The 17324-nt window shown below is 64.4% G+C and carries 11 protein-coding genes; 5 read left to right on the top strand and 6 right to left on the bottom strand.

Annotation, left to right across the window (positions count from 1 at the left end):
• Nucleotides 1–161 precede the first annotated feature (161 nt).
• Entirely contained in the window at nucleotides 162–356 is a 195-nt protein-coding gene (locus tag FG13_RS08785) for a hypothetical protein (RefSeq protein ID WP_035827717.1), read from the top strand.
• 418 nt (nucleotides 357–774) lie between these two features.
• On the opposite strand, the gene FG13_RS08780 is transcribed toward FG13_RS08785, so the two are convergent.
• Complete coding sequence (locus tag FG13_RS08780) at nucleotides 775–1374, bottom strand: hypothetical protein (protein WP_235211703.1); 600 nt, start codon at nucleotides 1372–1374, stop codon at nucleotides 775–777.
• Between the two features lie 362 nt (nucleotides 1375–1736).
• Nucleotides 1737–2285, bottom strand: coding sequence for a phosphohydrolase (locus FG13_RS08775; protein ID WP_051958793.1), 549 nt, complete (start codon nucleotides 2283–2285; stop codon nucleotides 1737–1739).
• Between the two features lie 253 nt (nucleotides 2286–2538).
• Here FG13_RS08775 and FG13_RS08770 point away from each other — a divergent pair, with 253 nt between their 5' ends.
• Together FG13_RS08770 and FG13_RS08765 are read left to right on the top strand one after the other, a co-directional pair.
• Nucleotides 2539–5640 (top strand): NAD(P)-binding protein, encoded by a 3102-nt coding sequence (locus FG13_RS08770; protein WP_081922495.1) that lies wholly within the window; start codon nucleotides 2539–2541, stop codon nucleotides 5638–5640.
• Nucleotides 5637–6548 (top strand): alpha/beta hydrolase, encoded by a 912-nt coding sequence (locus tag FG13_RS08765; RefSeq protein ID WP_081922494.1) that lies wholly within the window; start codon nucleotides 5637–5639, stop codon nucleotides 6546–6548. Before FG13_RS08770 ends, FG13_RS08765 begins: the two co-directional genes overlap by 4 nt.
• Here the strand turns inward: FG13_RS08765 and FG13_RS08760 are convergent.
• Nucleotides 6533–9424: a hybrid sensor histidine kinase/response regulator gene (locus FG13_RS08760; RefSeq protein WP_235211702.1), complete on the bottom strand. Its 2892-nt coding sequence runs from the start codon at nucleotides 9422–9424 to the stop codon at nucleotides 6533–6535. The two genes, FG13_RS08765 and FG13_RS08760, sit on opposite strands and share 16 nt — an antisense overlap.
• Nucleotides 9425–9579: 155 nt before the next feature.
• On the opposite strand from FG13_RS08760, the gene FG13_RS08755 reads away from it, so the two are divergent.
• Nucleotides 9580–10209, top strand: coding sequence for a LysE family translocator (locus tag FG13_RS08755; protein WP_034754929.1), 630 nt, complete (start codon nucleotides 9580–9582; stop codon nucleotides 10207–10209).
• On the opposite strand, the gene FG13_RS08750 is transcribed toward FG13_RS08755, so the two are convergent.
• Nucleotides 10172–10900: a YceI family protein gene (locus FG13_RS08750; RefSeq protein WP_051958788.1), complete on the bottom strand. Its 729-nt coding sequence runs from the start codon at nucleotides 10898–10900 to the stop codon at nucleotides 10172–10174. The two genes, FG13_RS08755 and FG13_RS08750, sit on opposite strands and share 38 nt — an antisense overlap.
• A gap of 536 nt (nucleotides 10901–11436) precedes the next feature.
• A complete protein-coding gene (locus tag FG13_RS08745) occupies nucleotides 11437–14154 on the bottom strand; it encodes a M1 family metallopeptidase (protein WP_035827703.1) in 2718 nt (905 codons plus the stop codon).
• 253 nt (nucleotides 14155–14407) lie between these two features.
• Between FG13_RS08745 and FG13_RS08740 the strand changes: the two genes are divergently transcribed.
• A complete protein-coding gene (locus tag FG13_RS08740) occupies nucleotides 14408–15031 on the top strand; it encodes a glutathione S-transferase family protein (RefSeq protein ID WP_035827701.1) in 624 nt (207 codons plus the stop codon).
• 150 nt (nucleotides 15032–15181) lie between these two features.
• Here FG13_RS08740 and FG13_RS08735 read toward each other — a convergent pair whose 3' ends face one another.
• Entirely contained in the window at nucleotides 15182–17290 is a 2109-nt protein-coding gene (locus tag FG13_RS08735) for a prolyl oligopeptidase family serine peptidase (RefSeq protein WP_035820127.1), read from the bottom strand.
• Nucleotides 17291–17324 lie beyond the last annotated feature (34 nt).

Genomic DNA, 17324 nt, shown 5'->3' with positions numbered 1-17324 from the left:
TTCCCTGCCATTGACATCGAGAGTTTATCGGCAATACTTTTAGCGGCAACACGAGCACTGTCCCTTTCCGCGCTGTCGCGGTTCGCACCGCTACGCCGTCTCCCCCTCCGTCCCCTTCGCAGGAGTTGTCCATCATGCCTCATTCCACAGAAACGCTGCATATGCCTGCCATACCAGTGGTGCGCCATGTGCGCGTCGACCAGAAGATGTGCGATATCGTCAATCTGGGCATTGCCGTGCAGGCCGCCTTCAGCACCTTGTGCGCGCTGGAATACCTGAAGTCATACAATGTCGCCCCCGAACTGATCGAGCGGGTGCTGCTGCACCCGGAGCAGCGCCGCCAGAGCCTGCATTGAATATCCGCACGGCAACTGTGTTGCCGGTAGCGTTAGCCTCGTGTTGTCGGTTTGATCATTACGGCTCAGTTATGCACAAATGATGGGATAACGAAATTGACGAAATAATTTTCCCGTGATTATGTGTGAGTTTATAAGTGTTTGATTTTAATGGATTTTATTTTTGCTGTTTGATTGGGCAGTTTATTGAAAGCCGCATGGGCTGTGGCTTTGAAGGCTGTCAATAGGCCCTTATCCACAAAGATATCCACAGTCCGTGTGGATATCTGAAAAAGCGCTTAACAATCCGCCACTTAGGAAATTAGCGCCGCTCAGCACACGCCATCGGCGGGAAAAAGGGGCCAAAATGGGGCATGCCGCAAGCCTGTATGCCTATCCAGTGTTCTTGTTTTTTATGACTGAAAGTAGCGGCCGATGCTCAGGGCGTGCCGCCGGCCGGCGCCGCTGGCGTGTTGCCGCACTGGGCCAGGGCGGCGGCCAGTTCGGCGACCTGCTGCTCCGCTTCGCGCAAGGTGGCGTAGGTGCGCAGCGAGGCGATCACGGTGGTAAACAACTTGCGCGTGGTGAGGTCGGTCTTGCACCAGAAATCGTTGATGTCGTAGTCGATGATGATGCGATGCTCGAGCGCCTGGCCGGGCTGGCCCGTGCGCAGGATGATGCGCACGGCGCTGTTGTGCAATTCTTCGCGGACCTGGCGCGCCACTTGCAGGCCGGCATCCTGGGTTTCCATGATCACATCGAGCAGCACGACGGCGATATCGGGCGTGCCGCGCAGCAAGCTGAGGGCCTCGGCACCTGAATACGCGTGCAAAAAGCTCAGCCGGCGCCCCTGGAAGCTGGCCTGGCTGAGGGCGAACTTGGTGACCACATGCACGTCGACATCGTCATCAACGATCAGCACGCGCCATGGCGCCGCGGTGGCAGGCTCTGCCGTCGCGTCTGTCCGTTCCAGCGGCTCATCGACCAGCCAGTCCGGTTCGTCCGCCCCCTTGGCGGCGCTATCACTATCCATGTTCATGCGTTTATCCACCGTTGATCGTGCTCGCTACTCCACACTATGCCAGTCTGCGGGGTTTGTCAAAACAATGCGGTTCAAGCAAGACGCCGTGTCGCCAGGAATGCTTATGCACAGAAAAATATATTTTCATGGTGGCAGAGTAAGTTTGCTCAAGCGCAAATTCATGATTGCAAGTCATTGATTTCATTGGGGTAAAAAATTGCCTGTGAAATCAGCAAATTGTTGAAACCCGCATCAGTACTGGTGTTGCAGCTTGTCAAGAGGGGCTTATCAACAACTTTATCCACAGTTGCTGTGGATATCTAAAAAAGCCGTGCAAAAACCGGGGCTTAGCGCCCGTTCGTGCGGCAAGGTGCCAGCATTCATGCGGCGAGGCCAAGTCCGCTCAACCGGGCAAACGCGTGCAGGAAGCGCTGCTTGGCTTCGGCCGGACCCATGGCTTCGATTATACCGGGCAAGGGGGCGATGCCGTCAAGGTAAGCCCAGCGCTCGGCCGAGTGCGGCATCAGGTCGCGCTTTTCTGTCGCCAGCGCGATCAGGTCGGCCTGCTTGATGGGCGCGTAATCGGAAAAGTCCAGGCCATAGGTGGCGGCGATGATGGCGCTGACCTTGTCTTCCAACACGGCAAACTCCGGCAGCAGCACTTTCAAGGGTTTCACCATGTCGCCCAGGTAGGCTTCGGCCGCGTCGTGCAGCAGGGCGGCCAGGCGCAAATGGGGGGGCACCAGTTCGGCGACGATCAGGCTGTGCTGGGCGACCGAGTAAAACACTTGCGTCTGTCCATTGAAGCGGCACTGGTAAGCGAGGCCGTGGGCGATGTCCTCGATGGCGACCTTGTCGATATGCGGGCGTAAGGGATAAAAACGGTTGCCTGAATAAGTGGAAACGTAGTCGGTGGTAATCATTGCCATGGCATGGTGCTCGTAACGCTCAAGATGCTTCATCGTACACCCGATGGCATGGACTTGCCCCGGCCGACGTGCGCAGGCAGCTTTCCGGATGAGCCTATGCATCTTGGCAAATCCTTTAATTTATTTCATATCATTCATTGATCTTTCTCAAATACACTGTAGAAATCTTGTTTGACTGAAACTTAAAGGGGACAGGGCAATGACGGCGACACCTTCGGCAAGACCTTCGTATATCTATCAGGGCGGTTCGGTGATGATGCATTCGCCACTGCAATTGAAACAGTCGGAAATGTACGGCTATTTCGTCCGGGGCGACCTGGCGAAACTGCAAGCGACCGTGAATACCACCCTGAACCAGGTGGCGGGCAGCAAGATGACCCTGAAAGCCCTGTCGCCGTATGTGATGCTGACCTTTACGCGTGTCAACCATGCGGACTCCGCCAATCCCGTTGACCAGGCCAAGGGCTGGATCACGGAAGTCGACATCGTCACCTGGATCATGGTCGGCCAGATGGATGAACAGGGCAAGCTCGCGCATGTCTATTGGTACCCGTGCCATATTTTCGTCGATGACGCGATGGCCCTGATTAACGGGCGCGAACTGTTTGGCTATCCGAAATACCTGTGCGACTACGAAATTCCCGCCGCCGGCAGCGAGCCGCTGCGCTGCTCCGTGGCCGCCAAGGGCTTCCAGCATTTTTCGCCGGAAACAAAACTGGCGCTGCACCCGTTGCTGGAAGTCAACGCTACCGTGCAGACGGGGCCGCACAAACCCGTCAACAGTTTCCTGGAACTCATCGAGCAGGCGTTCCAGATTTTCCTCTCCATCCCGGATTTCTTCGACATGGACCAGGCCGGTTGGGCCGATATTCTGTCCTTGCTGCGCAACCCGCGCATCGACCAGATTTTCCTTAAACAATTCCCCGACAGCGCGGGCGTGAAAGCCGTGTACCAGGCCCTCGTGGCCGCGCCGGCCGAGATCAACCGCCTGCACAGCGCGCGCCTGCTCGGCTATGAATACGAATGTACCTTGCACGCGTTCGACAGCTTCCCGCTGGACCAGACCCTGGGATTGCAACTGGGGCCGCAGGCGGCGATTTTGCCGTTCAATGTGAACTTCGATTTCACGGCCATGCCGGGCGAGGAACTGGTCGACAATTCCCGCATCGCACCGGAAAAGATCGCCATCCTCGGCGGCGGCGTGGCGGCCATGACCACCGCGTATTATTTGACGAACCAGCCGGGCTGGCAAAACCGGCACGCCATCACCGTCTACCAGCTGGGCTGGCGCCTGGGCGGCAAGGGCGCCAGCGGGCGCAATGCGCAAGTGGGCCAGCGCATCGAGGAGCACGGCTTGCACATCTGGTTCGGCTTCTACGCGAACGCTTTCAAGATGATCAAGGAAGCGTATGCCAGCCTGGAGCGTCCGCCCGGTGCGCCGCTGGCCACCTGGCGCGACGCTTTCAAGCAACACGATTACGTGGCCTTGTCGGAAGACGTCAAGGGCAAGTGGCGCAACTGGTCCATCGTCTTTCCCACCTTGCCGGGCGAGCCGGGCGAGGGCGGCGAAGACGTCACCCTGTGGCAGATGGCCATCGCCATGGTGGGCTGGATCGAGCAGTGGATACGCCAGATCCGGCAAGTGGCGGACGCCGACGCGCGCATCGAGCGTGCCAGTGCCAGCGCCAGCGCCTCGCAGGGAGAGGGCGTGTGGCCGGGCTGGCTGCGCCGCCTGGCCGATGAAGTGGTGGGGCAGGCCGATGAACTGGGGCTGGACGTGGGCTTGTCCGTGGGCGCCCTGGCGGCCTTGGTGGCGGACCTGGCGCCCGACTCCACGCGCCACGACCAGGCGCGCCACCAGCTGCTGGCCAGCACCCTGAACGGCATTCGCGCGTGGCTGCGCCTGCGCTACCGTGCCCTGATCGATGGCGACGATGAATTGCGCCGCCTGTTCATTTGCCTGGACCTGGGCATCACGGTCATGAAGGGCATGTTCGAGGATGGCGTGTTCAAGCACGGCTTTGACGTCATCAACGACATCGACTTCCGTGCCTGGCTGCGAAAACATGGCGGCGACGAGCAGTTCAGCGTCAACTCGGCGCCCGTGCGCGGCTTTTACGACCTGGTGTTTGCCTACGAGGGCGGCGATTTCTCCAAGCCGAACATCGAGGCGGGGACGCTCTTGCGCTCGATGGCGCGCATCGGCCTGGCCTACAAGGGCGGCATCATGTTCAAGATGCAGGCCGGCATGGGCGACACGATTTTCACGCCGCTGTACGAAGTGCTGAAGAAAAGGGGCGTGGAATTCAAATTCTTCCAGCGTGTGGAAGAACTGGTGCCGGGCGCGGGCGACATAGCCAGCATCCGCATCACGCAGCAGGTGCAATTGAAGGACTCCGCCGCCGGCTACGCGCCGCTGGTGGACGTGAAAGGCCTGGCCTGCTGGCCCAGCGCGCCCGACTACACGCAAATCGAACCGGCCCAGGCCGCGCTGCTGCAGGCGCAGGACGTCAACCTGGAATCGTACTGGAGCGGCTGGCCGCAGCAGTACCAGCAGGCGTTCGGCCGCGCGCTGCCCGCCACGGTCTTGAAGAAGGGCGTCGATTTCGACAAGGTGGTGTTCGGCATTTCCATCGGCTCGCTGCAAGCCCTGTGTCCGCAATTGCTGGCGCAAAGCCCGGCCCTGCAACTGGCGGCCGACAAGGTAAAAACCGTCGCCACGCAGGCCTATCAGGTCTGGCTCAACAAGAACCTGGCGCAGATGGGCTGGACCACGCAGCCGAAGGGCCAGCAACCGGTGCTGTCGGCCTTCACGGAGCCATACGACACATGGGCGCCGATGGACCAGTTATTGGCGCACGAAGACTGGCCGGCGGGGCTGGAGCCGAAAAACGTCTCCTACTTTTGCAGCGCCTTCCCCGTCGACAGCTACCCGCCCGTCACCGACACGGATTTCCCGGCCCGCTGCGCGGCCAGGGCGAAGCAGGGCGCCGTGCACCAGCTGGAGCGCGAGATCGGCGCGCTGTGGCCCGAGGCGGGCGCGCCGGGCGCGTTTCCGTGGCAATGGCTGGTCGACGCAAAAGAGGGGGCGGGGCCGGCCCGCTTCGACAGCCAGTACTGGCGCGCCAACGTCGACCCGTCCGAGCGTTACGTGATGTCGGTGGTGGGCAGCACCCAGTACCGGCTGGCCACCGACCAGTCGGGCTTTTCCAACCTGTTCCTGACGGGCGACTGGATCAAGACGGGCCTCAACGCGGGCTGCGTCGAGGCGGCCGTGATGGCGGGCATGCAGACGTCGCGCGCCATGACGGGCTATCCGGCCGTGATCCAGGGCGAGACGGATTTCAAGGCATGAAACGCCTGATGCTGGTATGCCTGGTCCTGCTCCACCTGCACGCGGGCGCCGCGCCACCCGGCGCACTATTCCTGTGGCCCGGCGCGCCGCCCGGTGGCGCGGCGCCGGGGCCGCAGCACGACAGCGCCAAAGGCTCCATCACGCAGGTGGAACAACCGTATCTGATCGCGCACCGCCCGGCGCAGCCGAACGGTATCGCCATGCTCGTGGTCAGCGGCGGCGGCTATGCGCATATCGAGGCGGGCAAGGAGAGCGGCCCCGCCGCCAACTGGCTGCAGGCGCACGGCGTCACGGCGTTTGAACTCGTGTACCGTTTGCCACGCGAAGGCGGTGGGGTGGCCGCGCCATTCCAGGATGGCCAGCGGGCCATGCGCGTGATCCGTGCGCGCGCGGCCGAATGGGGCATCGACCCGGCGCGCATCGGCATGCTGGGTTTTTCCGCCGGCGCGCACCTGGCCGGCATGACGGCCGTCCTGCCGGACGCGCCCCGCTATGCGCCTGTCGATGCGATGGATGGCGTCTCCGCGCGGCCCGATTTTGCCGTGCTGCTGTACCCCGTGCTGACCATGCAGCGTCCATTCGACACGACGCATGCGAAAAAGCAGCTGCTGGGCGCCCATCCCGCGCAGGCGGCGCGCGACGCCTTGTCGGTGGAATTGCACGTCGAGGCGCGCACGCCGCCCACCTTCATCGCGCAGGCCCTCGACGACCGCGTGTCGCCGCCCGAAAACAGTACATTAATGGCGGCCGCCCTGCGCCGCGCGGGCGTGCCCGTCGAGCTGCACCAGTTCCAGCACGGCGGCCATGGCTGGGGCCTGGGCAAGCCGGGCAGCGAACCGGCCGCCTGGCCACAACTGCTGCTGGCGTGGCTGCAGGCGCAGGGCTGGATGGCTCAGCCTGCGGGCTGAGCTTCCAGGTCGCGCCGCGCCGAATCGAGCGCCGCCTGCAGCTGCGGCAGGAACTGCTCCACGTTGTCGAGCTGGCCGTTCGACGCCAGGGTTTCCATCTGGTGGCACAGGCCGTGCAGGGTGGGGCGGCTCAGGTAGCCGGCGCTGCCCTTCAAGGCGTGGAAGGCGGCAGCGGCGGCGCTGGCGTTGCCATCGCGTACGGCGTGGCAGGCCAGGTCCAGGCGCCGTGGCGCTTCCGTCAGGAACGCTTGCGCGATGCGTTGCAAGTGCTGCGGCGACAGGCCTGCCAGCGGCAAAATGTGCACGGGCGTCGTCATGGGATCGGCCGGTGCGGGCGGCTCGTCGTTGGCGTCGTCCAGGCCGAACTGACGCGCCAGGGCGTCATCTTCGACGGGCGCGGCCGGCGGCAGCGCTTGGCCGCGCGCCAGCAGCAGGTCGATGAGGGCGTCGATTTTTTCGAACAGCAGCGCTTCGTCGACGGGTTTGCTGAGGAAATCGTCCATGCCGCAAGCCAGATAGCGTTGCCGGTCATGTTCGCTGGCGTTGGCCGTCAGCGCGAGGATGGGGATGTGCGCGTCGGGAATGGGGAATTGCGCGTTGCCGCCGTCGCGGATCAGGCGCGCGGCCTGCTCGCCATCCATCAGCGGCATGCGGCCATCCATCAGCACGCAATCGTAGGGTTCCGTGCCCAGCGCGCGCAGCGCCTGCTCGCCGTTTTCCACGATGGTCACGGCATGCCCCATGCTTTCGAGCAGGGTGCCGATGATGATCTGGTTGGTGCGCACGTCTTCGGCGCACAGGATGCGCAGGCGGCAGGCGTGGCGCGCCTGGCGTGCCGGCCGGCGCGCGTCGGCCGCCGGCGCGCTGCCCGGCGTCAGCGGCAAGGTGAAATGGAAGCGTGAGCCGATGCCGACCCGGCTTTCCACGCCGATCGTGCCTTGCATCAGTTCGACCAGTTCCTTGCAGATGGCCAGGCCCAGGCCCGTGCCGCCGTAGCGGCGCGTGGTGGAGTGGTCGGCCTGCTCGAATTTCTGGAACAGGCGCGGCAAGGTGTCCGCGTCGATGCCGGTACCCGTATCGCTGATGATGAATTCGATCTCGCTGCGCCCGTCGTGGCGCGGCGGCGTGCGGGCGCGCCGCACTTCCAGCAGCACTTCGCCATTGGCCGTGAATTTCAGCGCATTCCCCAGCAGGTTGATGAGGATTTGCCGCAGGCGCGTGGGGTCGGCGCGCACGTAGCGCGGCAGGTCCAGCGCCAGTTCGCGGCGCAGCAGCAGGCTCTTGGCGTCGGCCTGGCCCTGCACGATGCCGGCCGCGTCGCCGATCAGCGCCAGCAGGTCGAAGTCCACGGTTTCCAGGGTCAGCTTGCCCGCGTCGATCTTCGAGAAATCGAGGATGTCGTTGAGGATGGTCAGGAGCGACACGCCATTGTGCAGGCCGATGCGCAGGTATTCCTGCGTGCGGCCACGCACGGACTGGTCGCGCAGGGCGAATTTCAGCATGCCGATCACGCCGGCCAGCGGCGTGCGGATGTCGTGGCTCATGGCGGACAGAAAATCGATGCGGTGGCGGCTGACCACTTCCGCGTGCTCCTTGGCCTTCAGCAGGGCGTCGTTGCTGAGGGTGAGCGCCAGGGTGCGTTCCTGCACCCGCTGTTCCAGGTTGTTGCGCAGCAATCGGATCTGGTCGGCCAGGGCAAAGGCCAGCAGCAAGCCATCAAACGTGCCGCCGAGCAGGGTGACCAGCTGGGCGTTGGCCACCATGGCCGGCATCAGGCCCAGGTTGGCCGGCAGGATCAGAAAGCCGGGCAGCATCAGGGCGACGAAGGCCAGCACGAAGAAGCGCGCCGGCTGGTAGCCGCGGCACCAGACGACGATGCCGCAGATCAGCGCCAGCAGCATCCAGATGCTGATGGCGATGGTGGCCAGGGTGTGCGCATACGACAGGGCGAAGAAGCAGCTGGGCAGCAGCAGCAAGGGCAGCACCAGGTTGACCTTGCTGATGCGGTACAGCAGGGGCGAGTAGTCGCGCAGGCGCAGGAAATGCATGTAGAACAGGGTGCTGAAGACGGGCAGCAGGAAAAACGGCACGTAATGGAGCTGCAGCCAATGCCAGTCGAACAGGTCGGCAAAGACGTGGAAAGTCATGGCCCAGGCCAGGCCATAGGTCAGCACGTACAGCGCGTAATAGGCCGAGGCTTTTTCCAGGGTGATGGAAAAGATGAAAAAATTGAACAGGCCCAGCGCCAGCAGGGCGCCGATGGAGGCCACCATCAGGAAGTTTTCCTTGCCCACCAGCTTGCGGTAGTCCTGCTGCGTCTTCACGCCGAACAGGGGCGCGCGCGCGTAATACGGGCTGGAAAAGCGGATCAGGATGTCATACGTGGCGCCCGGCGCCAGCTGCACGTTCCTGCCGTAGTGCAACAAATACTCGTGCGGGCGCTGGTAGCCCGTCAGCAAGGTCCGCGGCGCCGTGTGCGGTCCGGGGCCATACACGTGCAGGTCGACCAGGTCGATCAGGGTGTCGTTCGGGTCGATGACCCAGGCCGTTTCGCTGCTGTCGTTGCGCACCTGCGCATGCAGCCAGTAGGCGCCGCCGAGCAGGTCGACCTGTTCGGCCGGACGCTGGCGCGCCAGCCAGGCGGGCAGGGCGGCCGCATCGGCAGGCGCGGCGTCACCGCCGGCGAGAAACAGTTGTCCACCGTTACCCAGATGCTGGATGCCTTGCTTGCTCAGGGGTAAGGGATCCGCCTGCGCCGCGCCCGCCAGGCCCAGCAGGCCGAGCAGCAGGCCGAGCAGCAGCGGCCAGCCGCATAGCCAGGCGCTGGCGCGGGAGCTGGAAGCGCGGTGGCAGGGAGGGAGCGGGTGGGCTGGCATCGATGGGTTGGGTAATGGTCGCGCGGAAACCGGCGGCAACGCCGTTTGCTGTGGAGTACCCATTTTAATCGACTCTCGGTGACATACGGCAATTTCATGTCCTGCCGGCATGGCGTCCGCTCCGGTATCATGGCGCCTTTGCCCGCGAGATATTCATGCTCAGTCCCGACCAGTTCCTGGCCTTCCTGGCCGCCGCCGTTTTGATCACCGCCAGTCCCGGTCCCGACAACCTGATGGTGCTGGGCGTGGGCATGTCGCGCGGACGCCGCCAGGGCATGGCGTTCGGCCTGGGCTGCGCCCTTGGCTGCCTCACGCACACGGTGCTGGCGACCATCGGCGTGTCGGCCCTGCTGGCCGCCTCGCCCACGGCATTTACGGCGCTGAAAGTGGCTGGCGGGCTATATCTGGTGTGGCTGGGCATCGGCGCCTTGCGTAGCCGCGGCGGCGCCAGAGTCGATGGCGCGGCGGCCTTGCCCGACGAATCCTTGCTGCGCCTGTTCGGCAAGGGATTGTTTGCCAACAGTATCAATCCGAAAGTCGTGCTGTTTTTCCTGTCGTTCCTGCCGCAGTTTATCGTCGCGGGCCAGGGCAATGCCAGCTGGCAGACGGCGCAGCTGGGCCTGGTCTTCACGGCGCAGGCTTGCGTGCTGTTTGGCCTGCTCGGCTATTTTTCCGGCGCCGTCGGCCTGTGGCTCAACCGCCGCCCGCGCGCCGGCCTGTGGCTGGACCGGGTGGCCGGCACGATTTTCATCGGCCTGGGCTTGCGCCTGATCCTGGCGCGCTGAGCTCTTGCCGGGCGGTAATGCGAAACGCCAGCTCCATCTGATCCTGCACGGCCATGGCGCCACCCAGGACGGCGAACGGCACGATGCCGAAGTCGCTCTGTTTTAATAGCAGGCTGCCGCTGGCCTGCAGGCGGCGGCCATCGACCGTTTGCTCGATGCGCACCGGCAGCCGCAGCGTGCGTGTCACGCCATGAAGGGTGATGTCGGCCTCGAACACCTCCTTGTCGCCCGTGCGCCGGGCGTCGATGCTCACCCACGGATAGCGTTCCGCCTCGAGCACGCGCACCAGCATGTTGTGGCGCGTGCCGGCGATGGCGTCGGCCGACGGCGCCGTCGTCAGGCCGGCGGCCTGGCGCAGGCTTGCTTCATCCACGCTCATTGCGTCGAGCCGGAAGCGGAACTGCGCGCGTCCCAGCGCGGGCGCCACCACGCCTTGCAGGCTGCGGCTGGCCACCACGTGGTCATGCCCGAGCCGCGCCAGCGCGCCGCCACGGCGCACGGTGATGGTCAGCAGCGATTCTTCGGGCGCGATGTGCAGCAGCTGCACGCCTTGTCGCTGCCACGCTGGCGCGGGCATGGCGGCAGGGGGGGCAGGAGTGGAAGCCGGGGCAGGGGCGGGCGGCAAGGGCGTGCAAGCGGCCAGCATGGCGCAGGCAAGCAGAAAAACGGTGCGAAGGTGCAGTCTGAACATGGGGCGGCAGGAACAAGGGCGATGGGGGAATGGTACGCGATCCACGCAGCGGCGCGCGTGCAATGTTAGAGCTACGTCATAAGGCGGTCATATGGCGCTGTTATGATGCTTTCGTTGGCACACAGCATGCGGTGCGCAAGTCACTACGTTCCGGGAGCGATAGGATGCAGGCATGACTCAACAGCTTAGCCGGTGAGCTCAACCATCGGCACCAGACAGGCTGGCGCAGCGTGAAATTGCTGCGATGGCAAGGCATGCGGGGTAAAAGCGGGAAAATACGGGGGCTTTAATGAAGTCCTAAGCCTGCCCGAGGGAAGGACTGGCATAGTGGATACATGGCGCACGGAAACCCCGGGCGCAAGGTTGCCGGACACCTCAATGACCGGCACGATTTCCACTTTTTCATGTGTTTTCCGTTTTATCCCTGCGCTCTGATACAGCGTTTCAACCGGCTACCGCACTTTGCGAAGCCGGTTTTTTTTGCCTGCGATTTCTTCCTCCCGACGCCAGGCGCCGGGAGGTTGGTTGCTCCCCTGTTAACCCGTTTGCTTCGCCAGCCACGCGTCGACGGCAGGCAGGCGCTCGGCGCGCACCTTGATGCGGTACTTGATGCCGGCCACGGAACTGTCGGCGTCGCCGCGCGCGCTGGCCGGCAGGTTGGCCTGTGCATACGCTTCCAGCTTGGCGATCATGTCCGGCTGCGCCGAACCGGCCGCCAGGCGCGGGAAGTAGCGGCTGCGCGAGCTGGCGTCGATGCGCGCATTGACTTGCTCCAGGTGCGCCAGCGCGAAGTCGAAGGCCAGTTCCGGATGCGTGCGCGACACGCGCGAGATCATGGCAGGGCTGTTGGTTACGCCCGGTTCATCCGTCAGCGCCAGCGCCAGTGCGCGCTGCGCCAGGGCCGCATCGTCGGTCGACGCCAGCAAGTCGTACAGCTGGTTCTTGACCAGCGGCGTCTTTTCCTGCTGCGCCTTGGCGTGCAGCTGCTCCCAGGTGGCGGCGTCCGCATGCTGGGCCACGACGCCCAGGATGGTGCGGCGCAGCGGCGCGGGCATGGCGGACGGATTTTGCTCACCTGCCTGTTCGCTGGCTGCGTAGCGGCGGCGCGCTTCCGCGATCACGCCCGGTTCGCCCATGTCGCCGAGGATGGCAATCAGACGCCCGCGCAGGGTTGCCACGCTCGACGCTTCGCCGGCGCGCGCTTCCCAGCCCGTCTGCGCCATCATCGGCGCCAGGCGCGCCATGGCGAAGCGGCCGAAAGCCTGCTGGCGCGCTTTGCTTTCCACGCTCTCGCCCGCGTACTGTTCATACAGGCTGTTCAGCGAAGCGGCCACCCGGCCCAGCACTTGCGGATCGGCCGACAGCGGCGTGGCTTTCACCAGTTCCAGGAAGCCGGCCGGGTCCTGCAAGCCCGCCATGCCCAGCGACTGGCTGTCCGCCAGCAAGCCCAGCTGGTCGATCGGCGCCAGGCGCGCGAAGCTGCCCGCCAGCGCGCGCGTGCCGGCTGGCGCGTACAGGGTGCGGTAGTAGCCGCTCTGGCCCGCGTTCACCAGCAGGGCGCCGCAGCCTGGCACGTTCAGGGTCGCCTTGCCATCCTTGAGCACCACCTTGGCCAGCTTGCCGTTGCCGACCGTCGAGGCGATCACCGGCACTTTCCACGACAGCGGCTTCTTGTCCGGCTGGTCCTTGGAAAACTCCGTTTGCGTCAAGGTCACGCGCGTACTGCCCTTGCTGCACACGGCGTCGCTCACGGTGACCATCGGCACGCCCGGCTGCAGGGTGAAATCATGGGCGATGGCGCTGACGGGCTTGCCGGCGGCCGCATCGACTTCGCGCCACAGGTCGTCCGACACCGTATTGCCATACGCATGCTTGCGCATGTAGCTGCGCACGGCCGTGCGCCACGTGTCGGCGCCCACATACGCTTCGAGCATGCGGATCACCGCTTCGCCCTTCTGGTAGGTGATGCCGTCGAAGGCCTGGCTGGCTTGTTCCACGGTGGCGATGCGCTGCACCACCGGGTGCGTGGTGCGCAGCGCATCCTGGCTCATGGCCGATTCGCGCCCGCCGACGTTGGACAGGGCCGTGTTCCACTCGGGGTGCAGACGCTCCGTCGTGCGGCTTTCCATCCACGACGCAAAGCCTTCGTTGAGCCACAGGTCGTCCCACCAGCGCATGGTGACCAGGTCGCCGAACCACTGGTGCGCCATTTCATGCGACAGGGTGGTGTAGATGTTTTCCTTGTCGGTCTGCGTCGAGATGGTCGGGTCGAGCAGCAGGCCGTATTCGAAGGTGAAGACGGCGCCCCAGTTTTCCATGGCGCCGAAGAACTGGCTGCGGCCCGGCGCGGCGATGTTATCGAGCTTGGGCAGCGGGTAGCGCACGCCGAAATAATCGTTGTATTCGCGCAGCAGGGCGGCTGATTCGTCGAGCGCGAAGCGGCTTTGCGCCAGCGCGCCTTTCTTCGTGATGACGCCTATTTCCGTGCCGTCGCTCATGGCCGTGGCGCGCTCGAAGTCGCCCAGGCCGAAGAACAGCAGATACGTCGACATGCGCGGCGTGGTGGCGAAGCGCACGTGCTTGGTGCCATTGCCCAGGTCCTCGCTGCTGGCGATCGGCATGTTGCCGACGGCCATCTGGCTGCTCGGGACGATCACGTCCAGCGCGAAGGTGGCTTTGTAGTCCGGTTCATCCCATGATGGCAGCATGCTGCGCGCATCCGAATTCTCGAACTGCGTGTACAGCGCGCGCTGGCGTCCTTGCGGCGTGTCGTAGTCGAGCGAGAACAGGCCCGTCGCCTGCGTGCCGATCTTGCCGCTGTAGTCGATGCGCAACAGGTACTCGCCCTTGGCCAGCGGCTGGGCGAAATGCACGGTGGCCGTCTGCTTGTCCGCATCGATATCGATCTTGCGCATCACCTGCTTGCTGCCGCCCGCGCCTTCGATGGCGGCGCCGGAAAACGCCAGGTTCAGGGCATTGAAGGTGATGCTGCTGGTCGGCGCGTCGACGGCGACCTTGATGGCGGCTGCGCCCTTGAAGGTCGAGGCGGCGGCATCCGGCGTGATCGACAGCGCATAGTGCAAGGGCGTGACGCCGCGCGGCAGCTGCGTGGTGGTGCCGAGGGCGTGGCTGGCCGAGGCGTATTTGGCGGCGGGGGCGGCGTGGCCCGTGGTAAAGGCGGTGACGGCGGTCAGTGCCAGGACGGCGGCGGCCAGTTGGCTGCGGCGGAAACGCGGAGTCGGTGTGCGATGCATGGTATGCCCTTCGTTCATGGGTAAAACGCCCGCCAGCCGGGTAGGCCGCGAGCGTGGATGGCGGTAGCGGGACATCGCTGAACTGACAGCCAGCGTTCCCGTACAGCAATCTAAGTGGAAACGGGGGCAAAGTCAACGCGCCAGGGATGCCGCACCATGGCGGTGCGCTGGTATGATGGGCGCCTGGCTGCATTGCCACAGGCTGGTGCCGCAGCCGATAGTCCAACACCATAACGAGACGAGACCCAAGCACATGAAACTGACCATCAGCCCCCGCACGCCCAATCCGCGCCGCGTCACCATGTTCATCGCCGAGAAGGGCATCACCGGCATCGAGGAAGTGGCGCTCGACCTGATGGCGGGCCAGCACCGCGATCCCGCCTTCCTGGCGAAAAACCCGCTGGGCCGTGTGCCCGTGCTGGAGCTGGACGATGGGCGCGTGCTGACCGAGACGCGCGCCATCTGCACTTACCTGGAAGGCTTGCAGCCGCAGCCGAACCTGATGGGCGAAGGCTTTGAAGAGCGTGCCTTCATTGAAATGGCCGACCGCCGCGTGGAACTGCATTTGTTCAGCGCCGCCGCCAATTGGGTGCGCCACGGCCATCCGGCCCTGGTGGCGCTGGAAAATCCGCAGTTTCCCGACTTCGCCACGGCGCAGGCGGGCAAGCTGCGCGAGACGGCGCAATGGCTGGACCAGGTGCTGGCGCAGCAGCCGTACATCGCCGGCGAGCGTTTCACGATTGCCGACATCACGGCCTTCTGCGCCCTGGAATTCGCGCGCGGGCTGATGAAGTACCGGCCCGGCGCGGAAGGGTTACAGAACCTGCAGGCTTACCGCGACCGCATCGCGGAACGCCCCAGCGCGCAGGCGAAGTAAGGATATTTTGGCACCGGCCCAAGTCAACAATGTTTGTCGGGTTACGCCCGGTGGGCTAACCCGACCTACGGCTTTGAAGACCGATATGCCGGGCAGGTCGGATTAGCGGGGCCGCCGAGGCGCGTGAGCGCGTAATCCGACACCACCACTTTACTTCAGCTGCTCCAGCAGGAAGGTGTAGGTCAGCGCCCACATCAGCGCCTGCTGGTCGTTGTTGGCCGCGCCCGCATGGCCGCCTTCCGTGTTTTCCCAGTACAGCACGTCGTGGCCTTGCTCTTCCATCTTCGCCACCATCTTGCGCGCATGGCCGGGGTGGACCCGGTCGTCGCGCGTCGAGGTGGTAAATAGCACGCGCGGATATTTCTTGTCCTTGAAGACGTTCTGGTACGGCGAGTACTTGCTGATGTAAGCCCATTGCTCCGCCACGTCCGGGTCGCCGTATTCTCCCATCCACGAGGCGCCCGCCAGCATCTTGTTATAGCGGCGCATGTCGAGCAGCGGCACCTGGCTGACGACGGCGTTGAACAGGTCGGGACGCTGCACCAGCACGGCGCCCGTCAGCAGGCCGCCATTGCTGCCGCCCATGATGCCCAGGTGGCGCGGGCTGGTGACCTTGCGCTTGATCAGATCCTGCGCCACCGAGATGAAATCGTCATACGCGCGCTGGCGGTTTTCCTTCAGCGCCGCCTGGTGCCAGCGGGGACCGAACTCGCCGCCGCCGCGGATATTCGCCAGCACGTACACGCCGCCTTTTTCCAGCCACGCCACGCCCGTGGTGCCGCTGTAGCTCGGTTTGAGCGACACTTCGAAGCCGCCATAGCCATACAGCACCGTGGGGTTGCTGCCATCGAACTTGGTCTTCTTGCCCATGATGGCGAAATACGGCACCTTGGTGCCATCCTTCGACGTCGATTCGAACTGCTCCACCTTGTACGGCGCCGCGTCGTAGTAGGCGGGCAGCGACTTGATTTTCGTGCGCTTGTCGCTTTGCGCCGTGGCCAGGTAGAGGGTGGTCGGGTTGAGGAAGTCGGTCACCGTCAGGAAGTACTGGTCCGATTCGACCGGGTCGAGCGCGCTGACGGCCAGGGTGCCCAGCTTCGGCGCATCGACGGCGCGGCGCTGCCACTTGCCGTTCACGTGGCGCAGTTCCGTCAGGCGGTTTTTCACTTTGTCCAGGGTGGTCACGAGGATGGCCGACTTGGTCGCCGTGACATTGTCCAGCGACGACGTGGCCGTGGGCGCGTACAGCACTTCCAGTTCCTGCTTGCCTTGCATGAAGGCCTTGAAATCCGTGGCCAGCAAGGAGCCTTGCACATAGGTCTTGCCATTGACCTTCCAGTCCGAGCGCAGGGTGATGACCAGCTGGTCGCGCACGGTGAAGGCCGTGGAGTCGTCCGGTTTCGGCACTTTTTTCAATTCGGCGCCGTCGCGCAGGAACATTTCGCCGCTATAGAAATCGATTTGCCGCTCGATGAACTGGTGTTCGTGGCCGGGCGTGAAATCCTTGTAGGCGCCGACGCTCAGGTCGTCGGGCTTGGCTTCATACAGCGTTTGCGCCTGCGCCAGCGGCGTGCCGCGCTGCCACTGCTTGATGATGCGCGGGTAGCCGGAGCTGGTCATCGAGCCGGGGCCGAAATCGGTGGAGACGAACAGGGTATCCTGGTCGATCCAGCTGGCGCTGCCTTTCGCTTCGGGCAGGGTGAAGCCGCCGTCGACAAAGGCGCGCTTGGCCACGTCGTATTCGCGCACCACCTTGGCGTCGCCGCCGCCGCGCGACAGGGAAATGAGGCAGCGTTCGCCCTTCGGATACAGGCAGGAGGCGCCGCCCCAGACCCAGTTTTCACTCTCGCCGGCGGCCAGCTGGTCGAGGTCGATCACGGTTTCCCAGGCGGGTTCGGCCAATTGATACTGCGCCAGCGTGGTGCGGCGCCAGATGCCGCGCACGTGCTGGGCATCGCGCCAGAAGTTGTAGTAAAACTCGCCTTCCTTGCTGACGTAGGGAATGCGTTCCTTCGAGTTGAGGATGGTCTTCAGGCGCGCCTGCAGGGCCGGGAAGCCGGGCTGGGCTTCCAGCTCTTTGGTGGCGACGGCGTTGTGTTGCCTGACCCAGGCCAGCGGCTTGTCGCCGAGGACTTCTTCCAGCCACAAATGGGGATCGGCCGGAGCAGCGGCGGCGGGGGAAGGAGCTTGCGCATGGGCAATGCCCGCTGCGGCCAGGCCGAGCAGCATGCTGCCGGCGAGAGTGCGATATGACGACATAGAGGGTTCCTGGTTGGTCCGATGGAGGCCGCGT

The sequence above is a fragment of the Janthinobacterium sp. RA13 genome, assembly GCF_000745325.1.
Taxonomy (GTDB): Bacteria; Pseudomonadota; Gammaproteobacteria; order Burkholderiales; family Burkholderiaceae_D; genus Janthinobacterium; species Janthinobacterium rivuli.
Note: the sequence above shows the minus strand (reverse complement) of the source record. Positions and strands in the feature narration are given on the sequence as shown.